At 67.7% G+C, this 23458-nt stretch carries 20 protein-coding genes; 13 read left to right on the top strand and 7 right to left on the bottom strand.

Going from position 1 to position 23458, the window contains the following annotated elements:
- Window positions 1–171 precede the first annotated feature (171 nt).
- Window positions 172–1560, bottom strand: coding sequence for an exopolysaccharide biosynthesis polyprenyl glycosylphosphotransferase (locus J2W22_RS18085; RefSeq protein ID WP_307119672.1), 1389 nt, complete (start codon window positions 1558–1560; stop codon window positions 172–174).
- A 334-nt stretch (window positions 1561–1894) separates the two neighbouring features.
- On the opposite strand from J2W22_RS18085, the gene J2W22_RS18080 reads away from it, so the two are divergent.
- Entirely contained in the window at window positions 1895–3250 is a 1356-nt protein-coding gene (locus J2W22_RS18080; RefSeq protein ID WP_307119671.1) for an MFS transporter, read from the top strand.
- Window positions 3251–3406: 156 nt separating this feature from the next.
- Here the strand turns inward: J2W22_RS18080 and J2W22_RS18075 are convergent, their stop codons facing one another.
- Entirely contained in the window at window positions 3407–5692 is a 2286-nt protein-coding gene (locus tag J2W22_RS18075) for a glycoside hydrolase family 3 N-terminal domain-containing protein (RefSeq protein ID WP_307119670.1), read from the bottom strand.
- A 203-nt stretch (window positions 5693–5895) separates the two neighbouring features.
- Between J2W22_RS18075 and J2W22_RS18070 the strand changes: the two genes are divergently transcribed.
- The 10 genes from J2W22_RS18070 to J2W22_RS18025 all read left to right on the top strand — a co-directional run bounded on the left by J2W22_RS18070 (window position 5896) and on the right by J2W22_RS18025 (window position 13719).
- A complete protein-coding gene (locus tag J2W22_RS18070) occupies window positions 5896–6912 on the top strand; it encodes a LacI family DNA-binding transcriptional regulator (RefSeq protein WP_307119669.1) in 1017 nt (338 codons plus the stop codon).
- A 162-nt stretch (window positions 6913–7074) separates the two neighbouring features.
- Window positions 7075–8511 (top strand): glucoamylase family protein, encoded by a 1437-nt coding sequence (locus tag J2W22_RS18065; RefSeq protein ID WP_307119668.1) that lies wholly within the window; start codon window positions 7075–7077, stop codon window positions 8509–8511.
- A 42-nt stretch (window positions 8512–8553) separates the two neighbouring features.
- Window positions 8554–9312, top strand: a complete 759-nt coding sequence (locus J2W22_RS18060; protein WP_307119667.1) for an alpha/beta hydrolase — start codon at window positions 8554–8556, stop codon at window positions 9310–9312.
- A complete protein-coding gene (locus J2W22_RS18055; protein ID WP_307119666.1) occupies window positions 9297–10061 on the top strand; it encodes a tetratricopeptide repeat protein in 765 nt (254 codons plus the stop codon). The genes J2W22_RS18060 and J2W22_RS18055 overlap by 16 nt, the downstream gene beginning before the upstream one ends.
- A gap of 182 nt (window positions 10062–10243) precedes the next feature.
- A complete protein-coding gene (locus J2W22_RS18050) occupies window positions 10244–10699 on the top strand; it encodes a VOC family protein (RefSeq protein ID WP_307119665.1) in 456 nt (151 codons plus the stop codon).
- Window positions 10693–11721: an NAD(P)H-dependent flavin oxidoreductase gene (locus J2W22_RS18045; protein WP_307119664.1), complete on the top strand. Its 1029-nt coding sequence runs from the start codon at window positions 10693–10695 to the stop codon at window positions 11719–11721. Before J2W22_RS18050 ends, J2W22_RS18045 begins: the two co-directional genes overlap by 7 nt.
- 112 nt (window positions 11722–11833) lie before the next feature.
- Window positions 11834–12124, top strand: a complete 291-nt coding sequence (locus J2W22_RS18040; protein ID WP_307119663.1) for a hypothetical protein — start codon at window positions 11834–11836, stop codon at window positions 12122–12124.
- A 9-nt stretch (window positions 12125–12133) separates the two neighbouring features.
- Entirely contained in the window at window positions 12134–12856 is a 723-nt protein-coding gene (gene gloB, locus J2W22_RS18035; protein ID WP_307119662.1) for a hydroxyacylglutathione hydrolase, read from the top strand.
- A 48-nt stretch (window positions 12857–12904) separates the two neighbouring features.
- On the top strand, window positions 12905–13300 hold the full coding sequence (locus J2W22_RS18030; RefSeq protein WP_307119661.1) for a hypothetical protein: 396 nt from the start codon (window positions 12905–12907) through the stop codon (window positions 13298–13300).
- Between the two features lie 11 nt (window positions 13301–13311).
- Entirely contained in the window at window positions 13312–13719 is a 408-nt protein-coding gene (locus J2W22_RS18025) for a DUF6491 family protein (protein WP_307119660.1), read from the top strand.
- A gap of 43 nt (window positions 13720–13762) precedes the next feature.
- On the opposite strand, the gene hslU is transcribed toward J2W22_RS18025, so the two are convergent.
- The 4 genes from hslU to hslV form a co-directional block, all read right to left on the bottom strand.
- The gene (gene hslU, locus J2W22_RS18020; protein WP_307119659.1) at window positions 13763–15055 is read right to left on the bottom strand and encodes an ATP-dependent protease ATPase subunit HslU; all 1293 of its coding nucleotides are present in this window, start codon (window positions 15053–15055) and stop codon (window positions 13763–13765) included.
- A 61-nt stretch (window positions 15056–15116) separates the two neighbouring features.
- Window positions 15117–16253 carry an FAD-dependent oxidoreductase gene (locus J2W22_RS18015; protein ID WP_307119658.1) on the bottom strand — a complete coding sequence of 379 codons (1137 nt, stop codon included), beginning with the start codon at window positions 16251–16253 and terminating at the stop codon, window positions 15117–15119.
- Between the two features lie 259 nt (window positions 16254–16512).
- Entirely contained in the window at window positions 16513–16881 is a 369-nt protein-coding gene (locus J2W22_RS18010; protein WP_307119657.1) for a hypothetical protein, read from the bottom strand.
- 19 nt (window positions 16882–16900) lie between these two features.
- A complete protein-coding gene (hslV, locus tag J2W22_RS18005) occupies window positions 16901–17452 on the bottom strand; it encodes an ATP-dependent protease subunit HslV (protein WP_307119656.1) in 552 nt (183 codons plus the stop codon).
- A 259-nt stretch (window positions 17453–17711) separates the two neighbouring features.
- Between hslV and J2W22_RS18000 the strand changes: the two genes are divergently transcribed.
- Together J2W22_RS18000 and J2W22_RS17995 are read left to right on the top strand one after the other, a co-directional pair.
- Entirely contained in the window at window positions 17712–20666 is a 2955-nt protein-coding gene (locus tag J2W22_RS18000; RefSeq protein ID WP_307119655.1) for a TonB-dependent receptor, read from the top strand.
- Between the two features lie 76 nt (window positions 20667–20742).
- Window positions 20743–22551 (top strand): family 43 glycosylhydrolase, encoded by a 1809-nt coding sequence (locus tag J2W22_RS17995; protein ID WP_307119654.1) that lies wholly within the window; start codon window positions 20743–20745, stop codon window positions 22549–22551.
- 12 nt (window positions 22552–22563) lie between these two features.
- Here the strand turns inward: J2W22_RS17995 and ypfJ are convergent, their stop codons facing one another.
- Window positions 22564–23457, bottom strand: coding sequence for a KPN_02809 family neutral zinc metallopeptidase (ypfJ, locus tag J2W22_RS17990; protein ID WP_307119653.1), 894 nt, complete (start codon window positions 23455–23457; stop codon window positions 22564–22566).
- Between the last annotated feature and the right edge of the window lies 1 nt (window position 23458).

The raw sequence follows: 23458 nt of genomic DNA, 5'->3' as shown, positions 1-23458 counted from the left end.
ACCCGGCCGCTCTTTGACCCGGTAGGAAAGATAGGACCACCGCCACGCAACCATCTTGCGAGATGCAGGCCATTCCCGGGAAAACAGGGAAAATAGCGCCCGCGAAAACCCGCTCCCGGCGTGAACTTCGTGTACTTTGCCGAGTCCCGCCGGCCCGCGCCGTAGGACGCCTCAGTACGCGTTGTGATGCATCAGCACCTGCGCGGTCCGCACCAGGATCGAGATGTCGCGGACCAGCGACCAGCCATGCTGATATTCCAGGTCCGCCTCGAGCCGGTTGAGGATGTCGCGCTTGGTGTTGGTCGCGCCGCGGAAGCCGCGGATCTGGGCCAGGCCGGTGATGCCGGGCTTGAGCGCGTGGCGGTGCCAATATTGCCGGTCGACCCGCCAGAACAGCTCGTCCCCGGCGGTCGACCCCAGCGCGTGCGGGCGCGGGCCGACCAGGCTCATCTCGCCGAACAGCACGTTGATCAGCTGAGGCAGCTCGTCGATGCTGGTCATGCGGATGAGGCGGCCGACCCGGGTGATCCGGTCGTCGTCGCGGCTCGCCGAGCGCGCACCGGTCGCGTCGCTGGTCTCCACCCGCATGCTGCGGAACTTGAGGATCTGGAAGATCCGGTTGCCGCGCCCCATCCGCTCCTGGCGGAAGAAGACCGGCCCCGGCGAATCGAGCTTGATCGCGATCGCCACCATCACCAGCACCGGCAGCAGCATCAGCAGCGCCGGGATGGTGACGGCCAGGTCGAGCGCGCGCTTCTTCACTCGGTTGGCGCGGTTGAGCGGGCCCCAGGAGACCACCACCGTGGTCACCCCGTCGCGCTGCCGCGTGGTGAGCGGGCCGAGCTCGGCGATCTCGGGCATCACGATCTCGCCGACGATGTTCACGCCCTTCAGCGCGCGTGCCCATTCGGCCTTGTGATCGGGCGTGCAGACGATGACCACGCGGTCGTAATCCTGCAGCACCGTGCCCAGCCGGTCGAGCATGTACGGATCGTCGAGATCGGTGCGCAGGCCGGAGGCCCGCGCGTCGACGATCTCGCGGTTGAGATAGCCGTCGGGCACGTTCGCGCCGTCGACGATCACCAGCTCGGCGGTCAGCTTGCCGAAGGTCTTGCTGACCACATGGCAGATCAGCAGCCGCTGCGAGAGCAGCAGCGTCAGCGCGGTGACCATGCCCATGCCAAGCGCGAAGCGCGGCACCTTGCCGGTCACCTTGAGCGAGAAGGCGACGAGCAGGAAGACGAGCAAGGTCGTTGCGAAGGAGAGCAGCGCCTGGCGGCAGCTCTTGCTCGGCTTGGTCAGGCATCGCGGATTATAGGCTTGGTTCTGGAAGGCGATCGCGGCATGGACGAACAGCGCCCCGGCCATCGCGGTCCACAGCCCGTCGGAGATGGTCCGCGGCTCCTCGACCACCAGCGCGACTGCGAAGCCGAACGCCAGCGCCACCGCGTCCGCCGCCATCAGCCAGAGGCAGAGCCATATCTTGGCGTTGCGCCGCGCCGCCTTGGCCAGCGGCGTGCGGATAGGTACCCCCTGGATCGCCAAGTCGATCTTGGTCATGGGATGCAACACTCCCTAAGCTCAAATACGCGAGCTTGCTGCGACGCAACATGACTTCGGGGTTAGGTTATGCAAGCCGCCAGCGCGGGCACGTGCCGGATACGAGATGATCCGTTCGTCGCAGTGCGGCGCTGCGACAAGCCGTGCGCTGGTACTCGACTTTGACGAAGGCAAGAACGCATAGGATCGTGATGACGCCAGGAGCCCGGACCAATCCCCATCGTCACCCTGAACTTGTTTCAGGGTCCAACGCGTCACAAGGGATTCCGCCTGGGGAGAGTTGGATGCTGAAACAAGTTCAGCATGACGGTGCCTGGTACCGACGGTCCACCCCATGGTGATCGCCCGTCTCCGCGCCGCCCCTGCCCACGCACGGCTGCTGCTCTTCGCCTTCGGGGACTTCGCCTTCAATCTCTACTGGCAGAGCATCATGCTCTTCCTGCTCTTCTATTATACCGAGGCGCTGGGCCTGCCGGTGGCGACCGCCGCCGCGGTCTACACCATCGCCTCGGTCTGGGACGGGCTGGCCAATTTCCTTGCCGGCGCCGTGGCAGACCGGCGCGAGCCCGGGCGCGGCTATGGCCGGTTCCTGATGCTGGGCAGCGTGCCGCTCGGCCTCGCCTTCGTGCTGACCTATGCGCCGCCGCTCGCCACCGGCTGGTGGGGCATCGCGACGATCTTCATCGGCCATCTGCTGTTCCGCACCGCCTATGCCGCGGTCAACGTGCCCTATCTGGCGATGAGCGCGCGGGTGAGCAGCGACAGCCGCGACCGCGCCTTCCTCGCCGGCATGCGGATGCTGTTCGGCACCATGGCCGCCGTGCTGGTCGCCCGTGGCACGCTGCCGCTCGGCGCGTTGCTCAGCGGCAGCGCGGTCGCGGCCCAGGCCTATCTCTGGGCGGCCATCCTGTTCGCCATCCTCGGCACCGCGATCCTGATGCTGGTCGGGGCAACCTATCGCGAGCAGGTGGTGCCGGTCCGCACCCAGCCGCCCTCGATCGCCGCGAGCCTGCGCAGCCTCGCCGCCAACCGCGCCTTCGTCACGCTCAACCTTGCGATGATGGCGATGATCGTCGCGGCGACGATCCTCAACAAATCGGTGCTGTACTATTTCAAATATTTCGTCGGCGACGACGTGGCCGGGCAGAGCGCGCTCGCCTGGATGGGCGTGGTCGGCGCGGCGGCGGTGCCGCTATGGATGCTGCTCCAGCGCGTCCTGGGCACGCGTGGCCTGTGGTTCCTCGCCGCCTGCGCCTGCATGGCCGGGCTGAGCCTGTTCGTCATGGTGCATATCGACAAGGCCGGCCCGATGCAGCTGTTCCTGGTCGCGATGCAGGCAGTGATCGTCGGGCTGCACTTCGCCTATTGGGCGATGCTGCCCAACACGGTCGAATATGGCGAACGCGCCACCGGACTGCGGGTCGAGGGCGCGGTATTCGGCATGGCCGCCCTGCTCCAACGCATCGCGATCGGCCTCGCCACCGCGCTGCTCGCTACCGGGTTCGACGCAGCAGGCTTCGTCGCCAATGTCCGGCAGAGCGAGGCGACGCTCGCCACGATGCGCTTCACCATCGCAGTGGTGCCGCTGGCCTTCCTCGCCCTGTCCTGCCTGCTGATGCTGCTCAACCCGCTCGGCAAGGGCGAGCATGCCAAGATCGTGAAGGACCTGGAGGAGCGGGAAGCTCCCTGAAATTCCTCCCTCGCGAAGCGGGGGAGGGGGACCGCGACGCGAAGCGGCGTGGTGGAGGGGGCATTCCCGCGAGCGATACCGCCTGGGGCTAGGCCCCCTCCACCACCGCCTTCGGCGGCGGTCCCCCTCCCCCGGCTTTGCCGAGGGAGGAATGGATCAGGCGGTCAGCGTGAACTGCGCGTGCACGCCGTCCGCCTCGGCCGAGGGCGCGATCCAGACGTCGAACAGACCCGGCTCGACGGTCGGCTTGTCGTCGCGGCCGATGAACAGCAGCTGCGAGCGCTTGAGCTTGAACGTCACCGTCTCGCTTGCCCCGGCAGCCAGCGCCAGCTTGCGAAAGGCCTTGAGCTCGCGCACCGGCCGGGTGACGCTCGCCACCCGGTCGCGGATATAGAGCTGCACCACTTCCTCGATCGCACGCGAACCCGAATTGGTGATCTTCGCCGAGACGGTGATCTCGCCGTCCCAGGCCAGGGTTGCCGGCACCGACAGGTCCGAATAGCCTACCTTGCCATAGGTCAGCCCGTGGCCGAACGGGAACAGCGCCGAGTTCGGGATGCCGCGATAATGCGCCTTGTAGGGCTGCAGCGCGCCTTCCGGGTTCGGCCGGCCGGTCGCCTTGTGGTTGTAGTAATAAGGCTGCTGGCCCGGCGAGCGCGGGAAGCTGCACGGCAGGCGGCCGGCCGGGCTGTAATCGCCGAACAGCACATCGGCGGTGGCATTGCCGCCTTCCGAACCGAGGAACCAGGTGACGAGGATCGCCGGCGCGTTCAGCACCGCGCCGTCCAGCGCCAGCGCGCGGCCGTTCTTGAGCACGACCACGACCGGCTTGCCGGTCTTCGCCACCGCCTCGGCCAGCGCCATCTGCGGCGCGGGGATGACGATCTCGGCACGCGACTGCGCCTCGCCCGACATGTTCTCGCTCTCACCGATCGCCAGGATCACCACGTCCGCCGCGTTCGCCGCGGCCACCGCCGCCTCGATCCCGCCGGCAAGCGGTTCCTCGACCTTCGAGCCAAGCGTCACGCTCACCGCGCTCTTGTCCGCCACCGCGCCGCGCACGCCTGTCGCCAGGTCGATCGCCAGCTTGTTGTCGCCATAGACCACCCAGGGCCCGTTGATGTCGTGCTGCCCTTCGGCGAACGGGCCGATGATCGCGATCTTCTTGCCGCTCTTCGGCAGCGGCAGCAGGTCGCCGTCGTTCTTGAGCAGCACGATCGACTTGCGCCCGGCCTCGCGGGACAGCGCGATCGCCTGCTTGGTGCGCGAGCGCGCCTTTTCGCGCTTGGCGTCGATACGGCGGAACGGGTCCTCGAACAGGCCGAGCCGTGCCTTCATCGCCAGCACCTTGCGCACCGATTCGTCGACCAGGCTGATCGGCACCTCGCCCTTGGCGACGAGGTCGGGCAGGTGATCGCGGTAATAGCCGCTGGTCATGCTCATATCGACGCCGGCCAGGAAGGCGAGCTTGGCCGCCTCGCGCGCATCCGCGGCGAAGCCATGGTCGATCATCTCCATGTCGCCCGTGTAGTCGGACACCACAAAGCCCTCGAAACCCCATTCGTCGCGCAGGATCTTGCGCATCAGCCATTCGTTTCCGGTCGAAGGCACGCCGGAGATCTCGTTGAACGAGGCCATAGCCGAGAGCGCGCCTTCGTCGAACGCGGTCTTGAACGGCGGGAGGTAGACTTCGCGCAGCGTCCGCTCGGAAACGTCGACGGTCGAGTAATCGAGACCCGCCTCGGCCGCGCCATAGGCGGCGAAATGCTTGGCGCAGGCCAGCATCGAATCGATCGCCTTCAGATCCTTGCCCTGGAAGCCGCGCACCCGCGCCGCGGCGATCAGCTCGCCGAGCAGCACGTCCTCGCCCGCGCCTTCCATCGTGCGGCCCCAGCGCTGGTCGCGCGCGATGTCGACCATCGGCGCGAAGGTCCAGTCGATGCCTGCCGCGGCGCCTTCATAGGAGGCCATGCGCGCGGTGCGCTCGGCGAGATCGGGATCGAAGGCCGCCGCCTCGCCCACCGGCACCGGGAAGATCGTGCGGTGGCCATGGATCACATCGGCGGCGAAGAGCAGCGGGATCTTGAGGCGCGACTTGGTCATCGCCGCGGTCTGCATGCGGCGCGCCATCTCGGCGCCATTGCCGTTGAACACGCCGGTCAGGCGCCCCTTCTCGACCTCGGCCAGTTGCTCCTCGAAGCTCGGGCCGTTGGTCGGCGGGTTGAGCGCGGTGGCGACGCCGCCGCCCCAGGCCGCGGGCAGGATGGTCAGCTGGCCGGCCTTCTCCTCGACCGTCATCTTCTGGATCAGCGCATCGATAAAGGCGGGCACCGGCAGGCGCCCCGCCGCCTGCAGCATCGCGCGCGCCGGGCTCGCGGCCCAGGCCGCGACTGCGCCCGCTCCCATCAGAGCCGCGCGCCGCGAAATCCTGGTGTCGAACATTGCTACTCCTCTCCTGAACACGCCGCGGCCAACCACCCGCGAGCATTGTCTTACAGATGTCCACCACGAAACTTTTTTGCTTGTCGCGGCGAACCGTAACCGGTTACATAACTCGGACACGGCTTGTATTGCAATCGCCGAAGCGGTCTGAAACGCAGGAAACATGCGTTCCCATGTCCGGGGACCGGGGGAGAAGGGAAGAAATGGGCGAGGCCACCATCCGCGATGTCGCACGCCGCGCCGAGGTTTCGGTCGCGTCGGTGTCGCGCGCCCTGAACGGCCTCGACAATGTCCGCGCCGAAACCCGCGACAAGGTGATCAAGGCGGCGAACGAGCTCGGCTATGTCCCCCATGCCGGCGCGCGCAGCCTCAGCCTCGCCCGCGCCCATGCGATCGGCGTCGTCCTGCCCGACCTGCACGGCGAGTTCTTCTCCGAATGCGTGCGCGGCATGGACCGGGAAGCCAGCCGCCGCGGCTACCTCCTGCTGCTCTCCAACATGCATGACGACAGCGAGCAGGCGGCGGTGGCGCTGCGCGCGATGCGCGGCCGGGTCGACGGGCTGCTGGTCATGGCCCCGCACATCGCGCCCGAGACGCTCGAGCACGCCCTGCCGCCGGCGATCCCTTCGGTGCTGCTCAACAGCCATGCCGAGCTCGCCGGCCGCCCGGCGCTGCGCTTCGACAATCGCGCGGGTGCCGAGGCGATGGTCGAGCATCTCGTCGCCAATGGCTATCGCCACATCGTCCATATCGCCGGTCCCGAGGGCAATCTCGACGCCGCCCAGCGCGCCGAGGGCTATCTCGCCGCCTGCGCCCGCCATGCCTTGCCCCCGCGCATCATCGCCGGCGACTTCAACGAGGAGGCCGGCGAGGCCGCCGCACGCGAGATCCTGGCGAGCGGCACGCTCACCGACGCGGTGTTCGCCGCCAACGACATGATGGCGATCGGCTGCCTCCACACGCTGCGCAGCGCCGGCACCGCCGTGCCCGAGCAGATCGCCGTGGCCGGCTTCGACGACGTGCCTCTCGCCCGCTATCTCTCGCTCAGCACGGTCCGGGTGAACATCGCCGAGATGGGCGCCTGCGCCGTCGCCCGGCTGATCGACCTGCTCGAAGGCAAGGACCTCAAGCGCGACAGCGAGACCTTCACCCCCGAACTGGTGATGCGCGCCACCACGGCGCCGCGTGCCGCTCACCAGGACGGAGCCGCGCATGCGTGACCGCGGCTCCGTTTCTTTTTGGCTCTGGACTGTAACCGGTTCCAAGGCTCCGCCTGCTTCGGGTACACCCCGCCTCGGGGGCGGCGCCGCGCGTGCCGCCCCCAATTTTTCGATGCCGGGGGTGGAACCGCTTCGCTTTCTCTCATGTATGAGGCCTTGGACATGATCGACCGGCGCGCGCTCCTTTCGCGGTCTTCGCTGCTGCTTGCCGCTTCGGCGCTTCCCGGTGCGGCCGCGGCGCAATCGCGGGACAAGGGCACCGCGGTCCGCACGCTGCCGCCCTTCTACGAGGATATCGAATACCGTACCTTCCGCTGGTTCTGGGAGACGGCGCGGCGCGACAACGGCCTCGTCCCCGATCGCTACCCCTCGCCCAGCTTCTGCTCGATCGCCTCGGTCGGCTTCGCGCTCACGGCCTATCCGGTCGGCGTCGAGCGCGGCTGGATCACCCGGGCCGAGGCGCGCGACCTCACCCTCACCACGCTGCGCTTCTTCTGGGAGGCGCCGCAGGGGCCCGAGCCGAGCGGCAGGATCGGCCATGCCGGCTTCTTCTACCACTTCATCGACATGATCAGCGGCGAGCGCTTCGGGAAGACCGAGCTCTCGAGCGTCGACACCACCCTGCTGCTGATGGGCGTGCTGTTCGCCGGGCAATATTATGACCGGGCGGATGCGAAGGAGCGCGAGATCCGCGACCTGGCGCAGAAGCTCTATGCCCGGGCCGACTGGAATTTCTTCCGCGCCGACGGCCGCAAGCCCGTGTCGATGGGCTGGCACCCCGAGCGCGGCCTGATCCCGAGCAGCTGGACCGGCTATAACGAAGGGATGTTCGTCTACATCCTCGGCCTGGGCGCGCCGGTGCACGCGTTGCCCGCCGACAGCTGGGACGTGTGGACCGCCACCTATCCGCATTCGTGGCGCGGCGAGGGCCAAACCCGCCACATCGCCTTCGCCCCGCTGTTCGGCCACCAGTACAGCCAGATATGGATCGACTTCCGCGGCATCCGCGACGCAGTGATGCGCGAGGCCGGCATGGACTATTTCGAGAACAGCCGCCGCGCCACCTATGCCGCCCGCGCCTATTGCATCGCCAACCCCCAGGGCTGGGACGGCTGGTCGAAGGACATATGGGGCCTCACCGCCTGTGACGGCCCGGGCGACTTCAAGATTACGTTCAAGGGCAAGCCGACCGAGTTCTTCAGCTATTCGGCGCGTGGTCCGCTCGGACAGCCCGACGGCCGCGACGACGGCACCCTCGCCCCCACCGCCGCGCTCGGCGCGCTGCCCTTCGCGCCGGAGATCGTCATCCCCGCCGCCGAGGCGATGCGCCGCGAGCATGGCGACCTGCTCTACGGCAAATACGGCTTCTTCGATTCGTTCAACCCGAGCTTCCGCTGGACCGACAGGAAGCTGAGCAACGGCCGCGTCGATCCGGCCAGGGGCTGGTACGACACCGACTATATCGGCATCGACCAGGGCCCGATCCTCCTCCAGGCGGCGAACTATCGCAGCGATTTCGTCTGGAAGCGGATGCGGTCCTGCGCGCCGATCCGGAAGGGCCTGAAGCTGGCCGGCTTCACCGGTGGCTGGCTGGCCTAGCTCCGGCTTCCGCCGGGCGGACGGAATGGCTAAGGCTCGGGCATGACCGACACGCCCGAGACCGCCGCCCCCGAGGCGCCGCCGCGCCCCGCCCTCGCCTATCGCCATACGCCGGGCGCCGGCCCGACGGTATTGTTCCTGTGCGGCTATGCCTCGGACATGAATGGTACCAAGGCCCTGCACCTGGAGGCATGGGCCAGGGCGAATGGCCGCGCCTTCCTGCGCTTCGATTATTCGGGCTGCGGCGAGAGCGAAGGCAATTTCGAGGACGAGACGCTCGCGACCTGGCGTGACGATGCCCTGCGGATGATCGACACGGTCGTACAGGGCCCGGTGGTGCTGGTCGGCTCGTCGATGGGCGGCTGGATCATGGCGATGATCGCCAAGGCACGGCCGGAAATGGTCGCCGGCATGATCGGCATCGCCGCGGCGCCCGACTTCACCGACTGGGGCTTCACCATGGAGCAGAAGCTGGCGCTGCTCCAGAACGGCCGGATCGAGCAGCCCAACGACTATGGCGACACGCCCACCGTCACCACCCGCGCCTTCTGGGCTTCGGGCGAGGCGAACCGCGTGCTGGTCCAGCCGATCGCCTGGGGCGGGCCGGTGCGGCTGCTCCATGGCCAGAAGGACAAGGAAGTGCCCTGGGAGCACGCCCCGCGCCTGGCCGCGGCGATCCGTTCAGACATGGTGCAGACTCTGCTGGTCAAGGACGCGGAACATCGTTTCTCGCGCGAACAGGACCTCGCCCTGATCGTGCGCGCGCTCGAGGAAGTGCTCGCCCTATGCTCCCGTTCCTGATCCTCGCCCTCCAGACCGTTCCCGCCCCGGCCGCTGCCGCACCGGCCGCACCGGGCAAGGAGCCGCCGCGCTTCACCCAGTGCATGGACCTGGCGACCGGCGATCCTGCCAAGGCGATCGCCGATGCGGTGCAGTGGCGATCCGAGGGCGGCGGCGTGCTGGCGCGGCAATGTCTGGGCGTCGCCTATGCCAATCAGGGCAAATGGGCCGCGGCGGCAGGTGCGTTCGAGGACGCTGCGCGCGAGGCGGAGACCGGCAAGGATCCCCGCGCGCCCAATTATTGGGCCTCGGCCGGCAATGCCTGGATCGCTGCGGGCGAGCCCGCCAAGGGCCGCGCGGCAATCGACGCGGCGCTGGCCACCGGCGCGCTGGCCGGGCTCGACCTGGGCGAGGCGCATCTCGACCGGGCACGGGCGATGGTCGCGCTCGGCGACATGGACACCGCGCGCAGCGACATCGACAAGGCGCTGACCTATGCCGACAAGGACCCGCTCGCCTGGCTGCTCTCGGCAACGCTGGCACGGCGCGCGAGCGACCTGCCGCGCGCGGCGAACGACATCACCCAGGCGCTGAAGCTGTCGGGCGACGATCCCTCGGTCCAGCTCGAGGCGGGCAATATCGCCGCGGCGAGCGGCAACGAGGCCGACGCGCGCACCGCCTGGACCCGCGCGATCGAGCTGGCCCCTGGCACGGGCATCGCGACTGCCGCCCGCAAGGCGCTCGAACAATTCTCCGCGACGGAGAAATAGGGCTTTGCTTCCCCTCCCTGAAAGGGAGGGGATCGAGGGGTGGGTCCCGTCCGGGCAATACGGATGCCAGATCGCCCGGCCATCCCATATCGCGAGCACTCCACCCACCCCGACCCCTCCCTTCCAGGGAGGGGCTTTGGTAGGGGTGGCGCTCGCCGCCGGCGCTCCCTATCTCGCCGCCCATGCGCTATCTCCACACGATGATCCGCGTGACGGATCCCGACGCCACCATCGCCTTTTTCGAGTTGCTCGGCCTCAAGCAGGTCCGGCGGATGGACAGCGAGAAGGGGCGGTTCTCGCTGATCTTCCTCGCCGCCGACGAGGACAGCAAGGGCGAGGGCAAGCGCGCCGATGCCGAGGTAGAGCTGACCTGGAACTGGCCGGCCGAGGACGGCAGCCCCGCCGAGACCTATAGCGGCGGGCGCAATTTCGGGCACCTCGCCTACCGCGTCGACAATATCTACGAGACCTGCCAGCGCCTGCGCGACGGCGGCGTGACGATCAACCGCCCGCCGCGCGACGGCCACATGGCGTTCGTACGCACCCCCGACAACATCTCGATCGAGCTGCTCCAGGCGGGCGAACCGCTAGCCCCGGCCGAGCCTTGGGCATCGATGCCCAATACAGGCGAGTGGTAGGATTCCTCGAAGCGCTCGGGGCCTCGGCCCCGATCGTGCAGGCGCCCATGGCGGGTGCCGGCGGCCCGAAGCTGGCGATCGCGGCGATCCGGGGCGGCGCGGTGGGCTCGCTCCCCTGCGCGATGCTGACGCCCGAGCAGCTCGCCGGCCAGGTCGCCGAAGTGCGGGCCGCCGTCCGGGGGCCGCTCAACCTCAATTTCTTCTGCCACCATCTGCCTGAGCCCACCCCGGACGAAAGCGCCTGGCGGGCCCTGCTCGCCCCCTATTATGCCGAGGAGGGCGTGCAGCCCGGCCCGCCGCCGCCGCTGCGCCGGCCGTTCGACGCGGCACTCTGCGAAGCGGTCGAAAGGGTGCGGCCCGAGATCGTCAGCTTCCATTTCGGCCTGCCCGAGGAATCGCTGCTCGCGCGGGTACGGGGCACCGGCGCGCTGGTGTTCGGCAACGCGACCACGGCCGAAGAGATGCACTGGCTCGCCCGGCGCGGCGTAGATGCGGTGATCGCGCAGGGCGCCGAGGCGGGCGGACATTCGGGCTGGTTCCTTGGTGACCGGCACAACCCCACCCAACTGGCCAAGCTGCTCGCCGAGAAGATCCCCGTGCCGGTGATCGCCGCCGGCGGGATCATCGACGGCCCGGATATCGCCCGCGCTCTGTCTGCGGGCGCAAGCGCCGTCCAGCTCGGCACCGCCTTTCTCGCCACCCCGGAGAGCAGCATCTCGGCGCCTTTCCGCGCGTTGCTCGGCACCGAGGTGGCGACCCGTTTCACCAACCTCTTCTCCGGCCGCGAGGCGCAGGGGATCGAGAACCGGCTGATGCGCGACCTGGGAGCGATCCGCGACGAGGTCCCCGCCTTTCCCTATGGCTCCAACGCGCTGGCGCCGCTGCGTACGCATGCGGAGGCCGATGGCCGGGGCGATTATTCGCCGCTCTGGGCGGGAACGGGCGTGGCACGGGTACGGCCAACCGGGGCGGAAGCGCTGGTCCGGCAGCTGGCCGGCGCGCTTGCATCCAAGCGCGCCTGACCGTATTATTCAAATAACACACTTCAGGGCCTGCGCATATATGCGGCTGCGTATTCTGCTTTCCTTTCTCGCGTTGACCGCATGCCATGATCCTGACCGGGTAAGCGTCGACGTGGCGTTCGACGTCGATGCCGCGGGCGGCTTCACCAGCGCCAAGTGCATCGCCTCGACCGGCAAAACCTGTCAGATCGATTTCCGCGGGGTGACGCCGCGCCGGGCGGTGCTCCAGGTCGGCGAGATGCGGCATTTCAAGCATGTCGGACCCGGCGCGCCGGTGTGCATCGCCGCCAAAGCCGCCGATCTTGCCGGCTGCCAGCCGATCCGCCTTCGCGCCGGCTATGCGCGTATCCGCAAGGAACGATCGGACAGCGTGGCACTGGCGCATGGGCATGCGCGCTCCTAATCTGGGTTCATGCTCCAGATCGTCCGCATCCCCGCCCTCAGCGACAACTATATCTGGCTCGTCCATGATCCCGCCTCGGGCGAGACGATCGTGGTCGATCCCGCCCAGGCGGAGCCGGTGCTCGAGGAAGCCGATGAGCGTGGCTGGACAATCAGCGCGATCTGGAACACGCACTGGCATCCCGATCACACCGGCGGCAATGCCGCGATCAAGGCGCGCACCGGCGCCACGGTGATCGCTCCCGCGGCCGAGGCGGCGAAGATCCCCACGGCCGACCGGCCGGTCGGCGAAGGCGACACGGTGCGCATCGGCGACCGCGTCGCGACGGTGCTCGAGGTGCCGGCGCATACTGCCGGTCACATCGCCTATCATTTCGCCGAGGACTCGGCGATCTTCGTCGGCGACACGCTGTTCGCGATGGGCTGCGGCCGGCTGTTCGAGGGGACGGCGGCACAGATGTTCGCCAACATGCAGCGTCTGGCGAAGCTGCCGGGCGAGACCGCGGTCTATTGCGCGCATGAATATACTCAGTCGAACGGCCGCTATGCGCTGGTCGCCGAGCCGGACAATACGGCCATCCGCGAACGGATGGACGCGGTGAACCTGGCCCGCGCGACGGGCGAGGCAACGGTGCCGACGACGATCGCACTCGAGCTGGCGACCAATCCCTTCCTGCGCGCGGAAACTGCCGAGCAGCTCGCCGAACGGCGTGCGGCCAAGGATGTCTTTTGAACGATCGCGCGCTATAGTCGCACCGTCGGGGGCGACAGGAGAATGAACATGGTCCGCTTCGCCATTCCCGCCGCCTTGATCCTTGTCCTCGCCTGCACCGCCAATGCCGCACCCCAGCGCGGCGCCAATCGCGGCGACGACGCCAAGATCGCCAAGCGCCTCGCCAGCCTGACTCCGGGCAAGCCGCAGAACTGCCTGCCGCGCGACCGGTTCGCCGAGACCCAGGGCTATGCCCGCACCATCCTGTTCGTCGGCGGGCGCAACAAGGTGTGGCGCAGCGACTTGGTCGGCACCTGCCCCGGCCTCTCGCGCGGCGACCTGCCGGTCATCACCAGCACCTCGGGCCGGATGTGCCGGGGCGACCGCGTGCAGACCCGTGCGCGCATCGGCGGGATGCTGACCGGCGCCTGCGCGCTCGGCCCCTTCGTGCCCTATAGCAAGTGAGGAACGCGACGATGCGCAGCCTTGCCCTTGTCGTCCCTGCAGCACTGGCCCTGGCAGGCTGTGCCGCGAGCAGCGAAATCCAGGCCTCGCAGGCGGCCGAGGCGCAGAAGGATCTTGCCGCGGTGCTGGACGGCCGCGTCGCCGGCACCCCGCGCGACTGCATCTCGGTGACCGATTCGGACAGCCCGCAGATCATCGACAACCAGACGATCGTCTACAAGCCGCTGGGCAGGACGGTATGGCGCAACGACCTGGGCAGCAGCTGCCCGGGACTGCGGCCCTACACCACGCTGATCGTGGAGGTGCACGGATCGCAGCTCTGCCGGAACGACCGCTTCCGCGTGCTCGATCCGGGATCGACCATCCCGAGCACCTATTGCATGTTCGGCAAGTTCACGCCCTACGAGAAGGCGAAGTGAACTAGAAATCCTTCCCCGCTTCGCGAGGGAGGAATTTACAGAACTACAGCACGTAGCGGCTCAAATCCGTGTTCCGCGCCACCGCGGCCAGCTGCTTGTCGACATATTCGCCGTCGATCACCAGCGTCTCGCCCTTGCGGTCCTCGGCGCCGAAGCTGATGTCCTCGAGCAGCTTCTCCATCACCGTCTGGAGCCGGCGGGCGCCGATATTCTCGACCTCGGCATTCACCTCGGCGGCGATGCGCGCCACCGCGCGGATGCCGGTGTCGGTGAAGTCGATCTTCACGCCCTCGGTGCCGAGCAGCGCCGCATATTGCTGCACCAGGCTCGCCTTGGTGTCGCTGAGGATCGCAACGAAGTCCTCCTCGGTCAGCCCCTTCAGCTCGACGCGGATCGGCAGCCGGCCCTGGAGTTCGGGAAGCAGGTCGCTCGGCTTGGCGACGTGGAAGGCGCCCGAGGCGATGAAGAGGATATGATCGGTCTTCATCGGGCCGTATTTGGTGGCGACCGTGGTGCCCTCGATCAGCGGCAGCAGGTCGCGCTGCACGCCTTCGCGGCTGACCGAACCGCCGCGCACGTCGCTCACCGCGATCTTGTCGATCTCGTCGAGGAAGACGATGCCGTTCGCCTCCGCATCCGCCAGCGCGACGCGGCTGACCTCGTCCTGGTCGAGGCGCTTGTCGGCCTCTTCCTCGACGAGCTTCTCCCAGGCGGCGCGGACGTTGAGCTTGCGGCGCTTGAGCGGCGCGCCGCCCAGGCCCTTCATCATCTCGCCGAGGTTGATCATCTGCATCGGCGCGCCGGGGATTTCGAACGGCGCCGGCGAGGCCTGCTCGACCTCGATCTCGATCTCGCTCGTGTCCAGCGAGCCCTCATGGAAGCGCTGCCTGAACGCCTCGCGCGTGGCGGTGGACGAATCCTTGCCGGTCAGCGCATCGAGCAGGCGGCCCATCGCCGCCTCCTCGGCCTTGTCCTTCACCGCAGCGCGGCGGCGCTCCTTCTCGAGCCGGATCGATTCCTCGACCAGGTCGCGGGCGATCTGCTCGACGTCGCGGCCGACATAGCCGACCTCGGTGAACTTGGTCGCCTCCACCTTCACGAAGGGCGCGTCGGCGAGCTTGGCGAGTCGGCGGCTGATCTCGGTCTTGCCGCAGCCGGTCGGCCCGATCATCAGGATGTTCTTGGGCGTGACCTCGTCCCGCAGGTCGGCGGAGAGCTGCTGGCGGCGCCAGCGGTTGCGCAGCGCCACCGACACGGCGCGCTTGGCGTCCTTCTGGCCGATGATGTGCGCGTCGAGGGCGGCGACGATCGCCTTGGGCGTCAGATTCTCGTTCATTTGGGGAAATGGGTTCTCTGGTTCGTTTCGAACCCCGATGTTGGGGGCCGGCCCCGCCGCTTCAAGCCGTGCAGCTCATGTCCGCGAAGAAGGCCCGGTGGCGCTCGAGGATCGTGGCGATCCGGTCGGGCTGGGGCGTCGGGTCCCATTCGCCATGCTCGAAGGTGCCGCCGCAGATGATGCCGTCGGCACGCGGGAACATATAGCCCATCCGGCCGGCAAAGGCATATTCCACCTCGGGCTGCGGGAGCAGCACGGCGAGCTGGCCGCGCACCGGCTCGATCTCGGTGTCGCCGAACAGCTTGCCCGCGCCGAGCCCGGTGCAGTTGAAGACCAGGCGCTCCGGCAACGCGGCGACATCGGCGGGCGTATCGAAGCCGCGTACGACGAACTTCCCGCCGGCCAGCTGGACGTCACGCATCAGCTGGCGAAGCAGATGGCCGGTCTCGGCATACATGGTCGAAAAGCGGCGGACGCGGCGGACGGGAAAGGGATGCTCGCCGGGGCCGAGGATGGCGGGATCGACCTCATAGGCATTCTCGGGATCGACCTCATAGGCATTCTCGGGATCGGGCTCGGTGTTATCCTCAGCCGGGTCGTCGCGCAGCTGCAGATAGGTGGGCAGCCAGCGTATGCCATATTCCTCGCCGGTCATGATCTGGAAGCGGCGCCAGCTATAGTCCATCGCCGCCTTGAGCTGGCCGAGCCAGGCGGGCGTGACCATGCCGTCGGTGTAGAGGCCGGCCGGGTGCCACTGCCCGCCCGCGATGTTCGAGGTGGTGTGGGGCGGCAGCTGGGCGGCGTAGAGGGTCACCGCGAACCCCGCCTCCTGGAGGAGCCGCGCGGTGGTGAGCCCGACGATCCCCGAACCGAGCACCGCGACCGGACCGCCATGCCCGGGCAGCCCCAGGTCGAGCGCGAGGCGCGAAGTGCCCCAGCTCAGGGTGATGCCCGAGCCGCCATGGCCGTAATTATGGACGAGCCGCTTGTCGCCCAGCGTCTCGCCGCGGACGACGAAGCCGGAGGGGCGATAGGGGCGCAACCCGGCGACGGTGCGGATGACCCGGGCAGGCGAGACGTTGACGGCCGGCAGGCAGCGCGCTGGGCCGGCAAGCCGCGGCCGGGCCTTGGTCGCCGAGCAGGCGGGCAGCGCCATCGCAGCGGCGGAGGCGATCAGCGGGCGGCGGGCGATCTGCATCGGCCCAGCCTAGGCGCCGCCGGCCCCGGCTCAACCTCGATTTGCTTGGGAGAGGCATGAACTGGGCTCATGGGCACCAATCCGTCATGCCGCCGTCAAATCCGTCTAACAGCGCCAATCCGCCCCACGCCAAATCCGTCATCCCGGCGAAAGCCGGGATCTCAGGCGACGACGCGGGACAAGAGCCGCACGAGATCCCGGCTTTCGCCGGGATGACGAGTGGGGAGCAAGGGATGAGGGATATGAGGAAGGGTGAGGGCTAGCGGGCTTCCCCCAACCAACCCTCCGCCTCTTCCATCGTCATGAAGATCCGCATCCGTGGATGCGTCTGGGTGCGCTCGGCCTGGAGCTTGTTCAGCGCGCTGCCCACCACCGAAGCCGCACGGCCCGAGGTGAGCGTCAGCCCCGCCTCGGCGATGCTCGGCAGCAGGTCGGCGACGTCGTTGGCCTGGACCGGCAAGGCGCGCGAATCGATCAGCACGTCATAGTCGCTGCGGATCGCGCGCACTTCCTGCGCCTTGGCACCGGCCGCCGCGGCGAAGGCCTGGACCGTCTCGACCGTCCAGAAATCGCGGATCTCGACCAGGATGCGGTTGCGGGCGGCGTCATACTCCATGCGGAACTTCATGCCGCCGCCGATGCAGGGGTCAGTTCGCGCTGTCCAGCACTTCCACCGTCAGGCGATCGTTGGTGTAGACGCACAGCTCGCCCGCGATCTTCATCGCAGCCCGTGCGATCTTCTCCGGATCGCTCTCGTAATCGACCAGCGCCCGCGCTGCGGCCAGGGCGAAATTGCCGCCCGATCCGATCGCCGCCACGCCGCCCTCGGGCTCCAGCACATCGCCATTGCCGGTGACCACCAGCGTCACTTCGGCGTCGGCGACGATCAGCATCGCCTCGAGGTTGCGGAGATACTTGTCGGTCCGCCAGTCCTTGGCGAGCTCGACCGCGGCACGGAGCAGCTGGCCGTTGTGGCGCTCCAGCTTGGCCTCGAGCCGCTCGAACAGGGTGAAGGCATCGGCCGTGGCGCCGGCAAAGCCCGCGATCACCTTGCCATCGCCCAGCGGTCGCACCTTGCGGGCGTTGGGCTTCATCACGGTGTTGCCCGCGGACACCTGTCCGTCACCTGCAATCACCACTTTGCCGGATTTGCGCACGGAGAGGATCGTCGTGCCGTGCCACGCGTTTGTTTCGCTCATGGCGCCGATATGGGGAACACCCCGCCTGCGCCGCAAGAGGGACTCCCGATGACCGGTCGATCGCGCCAGCCGGGGACGAGTGTTGCATGCGGGACACATCGCAGCGCAGCAAAACTCGCCTCCGACAACGCTGACGCAAACATGGGATTGACAGTTACATGTAACCGGTTCCAGGGGACGTTTCTGTCTGCGAACGAAAACAAGAACAATGCAGACCCGAGCTTGTAACCGATTACAGCCTTGGGCTGGGGAGGAATGAATGGCGATTTCCAATTCGAAGCGTGGCGTCCTGACGCGCGGCATCTCGGCGACGGCGATGGCCGCCGCGACCGTTTTCGCGGCTGGCGCCGTGCTGGTGCCGACCATGGCATCGGCACAGGTGAGCACCGCCAGCCTGAACGGCCAGGTGACCGGTGCCGACGGCAGCGCCGCCGCAAGCGCGCAGATCACCGCGCGCAGCACCGCGACCAACCAGACCTGGCGCGCCACCACCGATGCCGGCGGCGCCTATCAGCTGACCGGCCTGCGCCCCGGCGAATATGAAGTCACCGCGACCGCAGGCACCGAGACGACCAGCCAGCTCGTGGTGGTCGCCATCGGCCAGTCCGCCACGCTCGACCTGACCATCGGCGGTGCAGCCGCGGCGGTGCCCGAGGGGCAGATCGTCGTCACCGGCACCCGTGCCCGCGAAGTGCGTACCAGCGAAGTCGCGACCAATGTCAGCGTGACGCAGATTCAGCGCCTGCCGCAGACCGACCGCAACTTCCTGTCGTTCGTCGCGCTCGCCCCGGGCGTGAAGTACAACGACAGCGAGACCGACAAGGGCTTCACCTCCGGCGCTTCGACCGCCAGCCAGGTCAATGTCTTCGTCGATGGCGTCAGCCTGAAGAACCAGCTGCGCGAAGGCGGCATCGCCGGCCAGCAGAACAGCCGCGGCAACCCGTTCGGCCAGCTCGCCGTGCAGGAATTCCGCGTCCTCACCCAGAACTACAAGGCCGAGTATGAGCAGGCCGGTGCGGCGATCGTCACGGCGCTCACCAAGTCGGGCACCAACGAGTTCCACGGCGAGATCTTCGGCCAGTACACCGACAAGGGTCTGAGCGAGAAGTCGTACCTCGACAAGCGCAACAACCGCGCGGAGCCCCCGTTCGAGCGCAAGCAATATGGCATTTCGCTCGGCGGCCCGATCATCAAGGACCGGCTGTTCTTCTTCGCCGCCTATGAAGGCAACGACCAGAACCGCTCGAAGAATGTCGACAGCACCGGCTCGGCCGCGGCGATCCAGCAGTTCGAGCAATATTCGGGCCGCAAGCTGAGTGAGTTCGAAGGCGCGTTCGTCAGCCCGTTCCGCGGCGACTTCTATTTCGGCAAGCTGACCCTGACGCCGGACGATCGCCAGACCTTCGACCTGTCGTTCAGCCGCCGCCAGGAAACCGACATCCAGGGCTTCGAAGGCAATACCGCCTATGAGAATGCCGAGAACAAGAAGAACAAGGTCGATACCTACCTGTTCAAATGGGCATATAACGGCGACAATTTCACCAATGAATTCAACGCCAGCTATCTGAACTACAACTTCAACCCGACCTCGCTGCACCCCGAGCTGCCGTCGTACGACTATGCCAGCGTGATCCTGTTCGGCGGCAAGGATTCGACCCGCAACGAGACGCAGAGCAGCTACACGCTGCGCAACGACTTCACCTTCACCGGGTTCGACGGGCATGCGATCAAGTTCGGCGGGCGCGTCGAGGTGACCGACATCCAGTTCGACAACAACGCCTATATCCAGCCGCGCTACACCTACCGCATCGACGATGCCGGCACGCCGCTCGACCCGAGCGACGACACCGACTTCTCCATCCCGGCCGAGGCGCGGCTGGGCCTGGGCAGCGGCAAGATCAACGCGTCGAACACCCAGGTCGGCCTCTATCTGCAGGACGACTGGAACGTCACCAGCCGGCTCCAGCTCAATCTGGGCGTGCGCTGGGATTACGAGACCAACGGCTTCAACAACCATTACCGCACGCCGGCCGCCGCCGCGGCCGCGCTGCGCGCGCTGCCGAAGACCTTCTACTTCGACCCCGAGAACTACATCACCGACGGTAGCCAGCGTAAGCCGTTCGGCGGCGCGATCGCACCGCGCTTCGGCTTCTCCTGGGATATCAAGGGCGATCGCTCGACAGTGATCTTCGGCGGCGCGGGCCGCTATTACGACCGCAACAACTTCAACAACACGGTCGACGAGCTGTCGCGCACGATCAACCCGATCGGCGTGTTCCGCTTCTCGCGCAACGGCCTGCCGCGTTCGGGCCTGCCCACCATCGTGTGGAACCCGTCCTACGCGACCCGCGAAGGCCTGCTCGCGCTGGTCGCCAGCGCCCAGGGCGCCGGCCTGCCCGAGCTGTTCGCGGTCAAGAACAACGCCAAGCCCCCGGTGAACGACCAGTTCAGCCTCGGCGTGCGCCAGCGCATCGGCGTGTTCGAAGCCTCGATCACCGGCTCGTACCAGCGCGGCCGCAACGGCTATACCAACCTGTTCGCGACGCGGCAGAACAATGGCCTCGGCAATTGCTGCAACACCGCGCCGGTGATCCCGTTCGGCTATGCCAATGTGATCATCGGCTATGACGGGCTCGATACGCGCTACAAGGCGCTCTATTTCACCCTCGACAAGAACTACACCAAGTCCTCGGGCTGGGGCCTGAACATCGCCTATACGCTCTCCAAGGCGGAGCAGAACGGCAACGACCTGTTCAGCCTCGACGGCCTGACGCCGGACAATTACGGCTGGCGTCCCAAGGCCGGCGACGAGCGTCACCGGATCGTGATCTCGGGCATGGTCGACCTGCCGTTCGGCTTCCGCTTCTCGACGCTCACCACGCTGAGCAGCGGCGCGGGCTATCAGGTGACCGATGCGACCAAGGGCTTCGACACCGGCGCGCTGCGGTTCACCACGGCCTATCCGGAGAAGAACTGCATCGAGGGCCTGTTCGCCTTCTGCGAGGTCAACGTCTCGCTCGCCAAGGACTTCAAGATCCTCGGCAGGGACAATCTCGAGGCCGCGGTCGACGTCCTGAACCTGTTCAACAACAAGAACTTCAAGGATTTCGACGGCTTCTTCAGCGCGACCGATCCGCTCGATCCGGGCCGGATCGGCGCCAACACGCTGACGCTGCCACGGCGCATCCAGTTCCGCCTGGGCTACAAGTTCTAAGCCGGGTTCGAACGGTCACTTTCGGGGGAGGCGAGCCGGCAGGCTCCCCTCCCCCTTTTCATTCCGGGGAAGATAGATGCGTATCCTGTTCTCGCTTGGCGCCGGCCTGCTCGCCCTCGGCACCGCACAGGCGCAGGAGACGCGCCAGACCTATGCCAACCCGATCGACATCGACTATCGCTACAATTTCGAGCAGGTGAACCAGGGCGTCTCCTACCGCACCGGTGCCGACCCGGCGGTCGTCACCTTCAAGGGCAAATATTATCTCTTCCAGACGCTGGCGGACGGTTACTGGTCGTCGAGCGACCTGGTCCACTGGACCTTCGTCACGCCCAGCCGCTGGCCGTTCAACTCGATCGTCGCGCCCGCGGTGTGGAGCGATGGCGAGCGCATCCTGATCCAGCCCTCGATGACCCGGGCGGAATCGATCCTGTCGACCAGCGATCCCGACAGCGGCAAGCTCGACTTCTTCGTGCGGCGCATGCCCGAACTGGTCGATTCGGTCGGCGAGGGCCATGTCCCCGCCCCCGGCGAGGACAAGGTCCCGCCCGGCCCCTGGGACCCCGCGCTGTTCAAGGACGATGACGGCAAATGGTACCTCTACTGGGGCTCGTCCAACGTCTTCCCGCTCTACGGGATCGAGATCGCGTTCGAGGACGGCAAGCTGGCCTACAAGGGCAAACCCAGGCCGATGCTGGCGCTGCATCCCGAGCAGCATGGCTGGGAGCGCTTCGGCCAGGACCATTCGGGCACCCTGCCCGACGGCACGCCGATCAAGCCCTTCATGGAAGGCGCCTGGATGACGAAGGTGGGTGGCCGCTACTTCCTCCAGTACGGCGCGCCGGGCACCGAATATAACGCCTATGCCAACGGCACCTATGTCTCGGACAAGCCACTGGGGCCGTTCGAGTACGCGCCGTGGAACCCGGTCGCCTACAAGCCCGGCGGTTTCGTCCAGGGCGCGGGGCACGGCTCCACCTTCGAGGACGTCCACGGCAATTGGTGGAACACCGGCACGCCGTGGATCGGCCACAACTGGACCTTCGAGCGGCGCATCGGCATGTGGCCGGCACGGTTCTGGGCAGACGGGCAGATGGCGGTCTCGACCCGCTTCGGCGACTTCCCCCACTACGCCCCGACCGGCAAGGTCGAGGATCCGGAGAGCCTGTTCACCGGCTGGATGCTGCTTTCGTACAAGAAGGCGGCGGTGGCTTCCTCGACCTCCGGCGAGTTCGCGGCCGGCCGCGCGACCGACGAGAACCCGCGGACCTTCTGGGTGGCGGGCCAGAACAAGCCGGGCGAGACGCTGACCGTCGATCTGGGCGGCGCCAGGACGCTGCGCGCGGTGCAGGTCAACTTCGCCGACTACAAGGCCGGCCGCTTCGGCGACGCGCCCGACATCTATACCGAGTTCGCGCTGCAATCCTCGCTCGACGGCAGGAGCTGGAGCCCGCTCGCGAAGACCGAGGCGCCGCGCCGCGACCGGCCAAACGCCTATTTCCAGCTGCCGGCGCCGGTGCGGGCGCGCTTCGTCCGCTATGTCCATGGCCATGTCGGCGGCGCCAACCTCGCGATCAGCGACCTGCGCGTGTTCGGCAATGCAGACGGCAAGGCGCCTGCCACGCCCGCCGGCGTGACGGCGAAGCGCGACAGCGACGTCCGCAACGCGCGCGTGACCTGGAAGCCGGTCAGGGGGGCCGTCGGCTACAATATCCTGTGGGGCGTGCGCCCAGACCGGCTGTCACTGACCTATCAGCGCTGGGCCGATCAGGGCACGGCGCTCGACCTGCGCGCGCTCAATGCCGGGGTCGGCTATTGGGTCGCGGTCGAGGCGTTCGACGAGAATGGCGTGTCGAAGCGCTCCCGGCCGGTGCGCATCGACTAGCGCCCATCCGCCTCAGATAGCGCCCGAGAAGGTGTCGCACTGGCCGGGGTCGCCGCTGTCCAGCCCCTTCTTCAGCCACTTCGTCCGCTGCGCCGAGGTGCCGTGGGTGAAGCTCTCGGGCACCACCGTGCCCTGCATCTGGCGCTGGAGCGTATCGTCGCCGATCGCATTGGCCGCGGTCATGCCTTCCTCGATGTCGCCCGGCTCGATCCGGTCCTTGTTGCGCGCCGCCCAGACCCCGGCGAAGCAGTCCGCCTGCAGCTCGAGCCGCACCGACAGCGCATTGCCCTCGGCCTGGTTCGCCCGCGCCTGCAGCCGCGACACCTTGTCCGAGGTGCCGAGCAGGTTCTGGATATGGTGGCCCATCTCGTGGGCGATCACATAGTCGCGGGCGAAGTCGCCCTTGGCACCGAAGCGCTGCTCCAGCTCCTGGAAGAAGCTGGTGTCGAGATACACGCCATTGTCCGCCGGGCAGTAGAACGGCCCCACCGCCGAGCTCGCCGCGCCGCAGCCCGAATCGACATTGCCCTGGTAGAAGCGGATCCGCGCCGGCCGGTAGCTTTGCCCCGCCTCGCGGAAGATCGTCTCCCAGGTGGTGTCGGCGAGCTTCATCACCCGGCACGATTCGAGCCGTTCGCCGGTGCATACCTGCCGTCCGCTCTTGCCCGCGGTCGGCGACTGGCCGGTGCCCGCGCTCCCGCCGCCGCCGCTCAGCAGCCCGCCGCCACCGCCCATCGCGAACCAGGCGATGGCGATCAGGCCGATGATCGCGATGCTGCCGCAGCCCATGCCGCGACCGAGCAGCAGGGGCAGCAGCCCGAGCAGCCCGAAGCCACCACCGCCGCCGCCACCGCCGCTCCCCAGGTCGTCGGCATTGTCGGTAGGGTCGATATCGTCGAGCCGCATG

The sequence above is a fragment of the Sphingomonas kyeonggiensis genome (genome assembly GCF_030812785.1).
GTDB lineage: Bacteria > Pseudomonadota > Alphaproteobacteria > Sphingomonadales > Sphingomonadaceae > Sphingomonas > Sphingomonas kyeonggiensis_B.
This window is presented reverse-complemented; position numbering and strand designations above follow the sequence as displayed.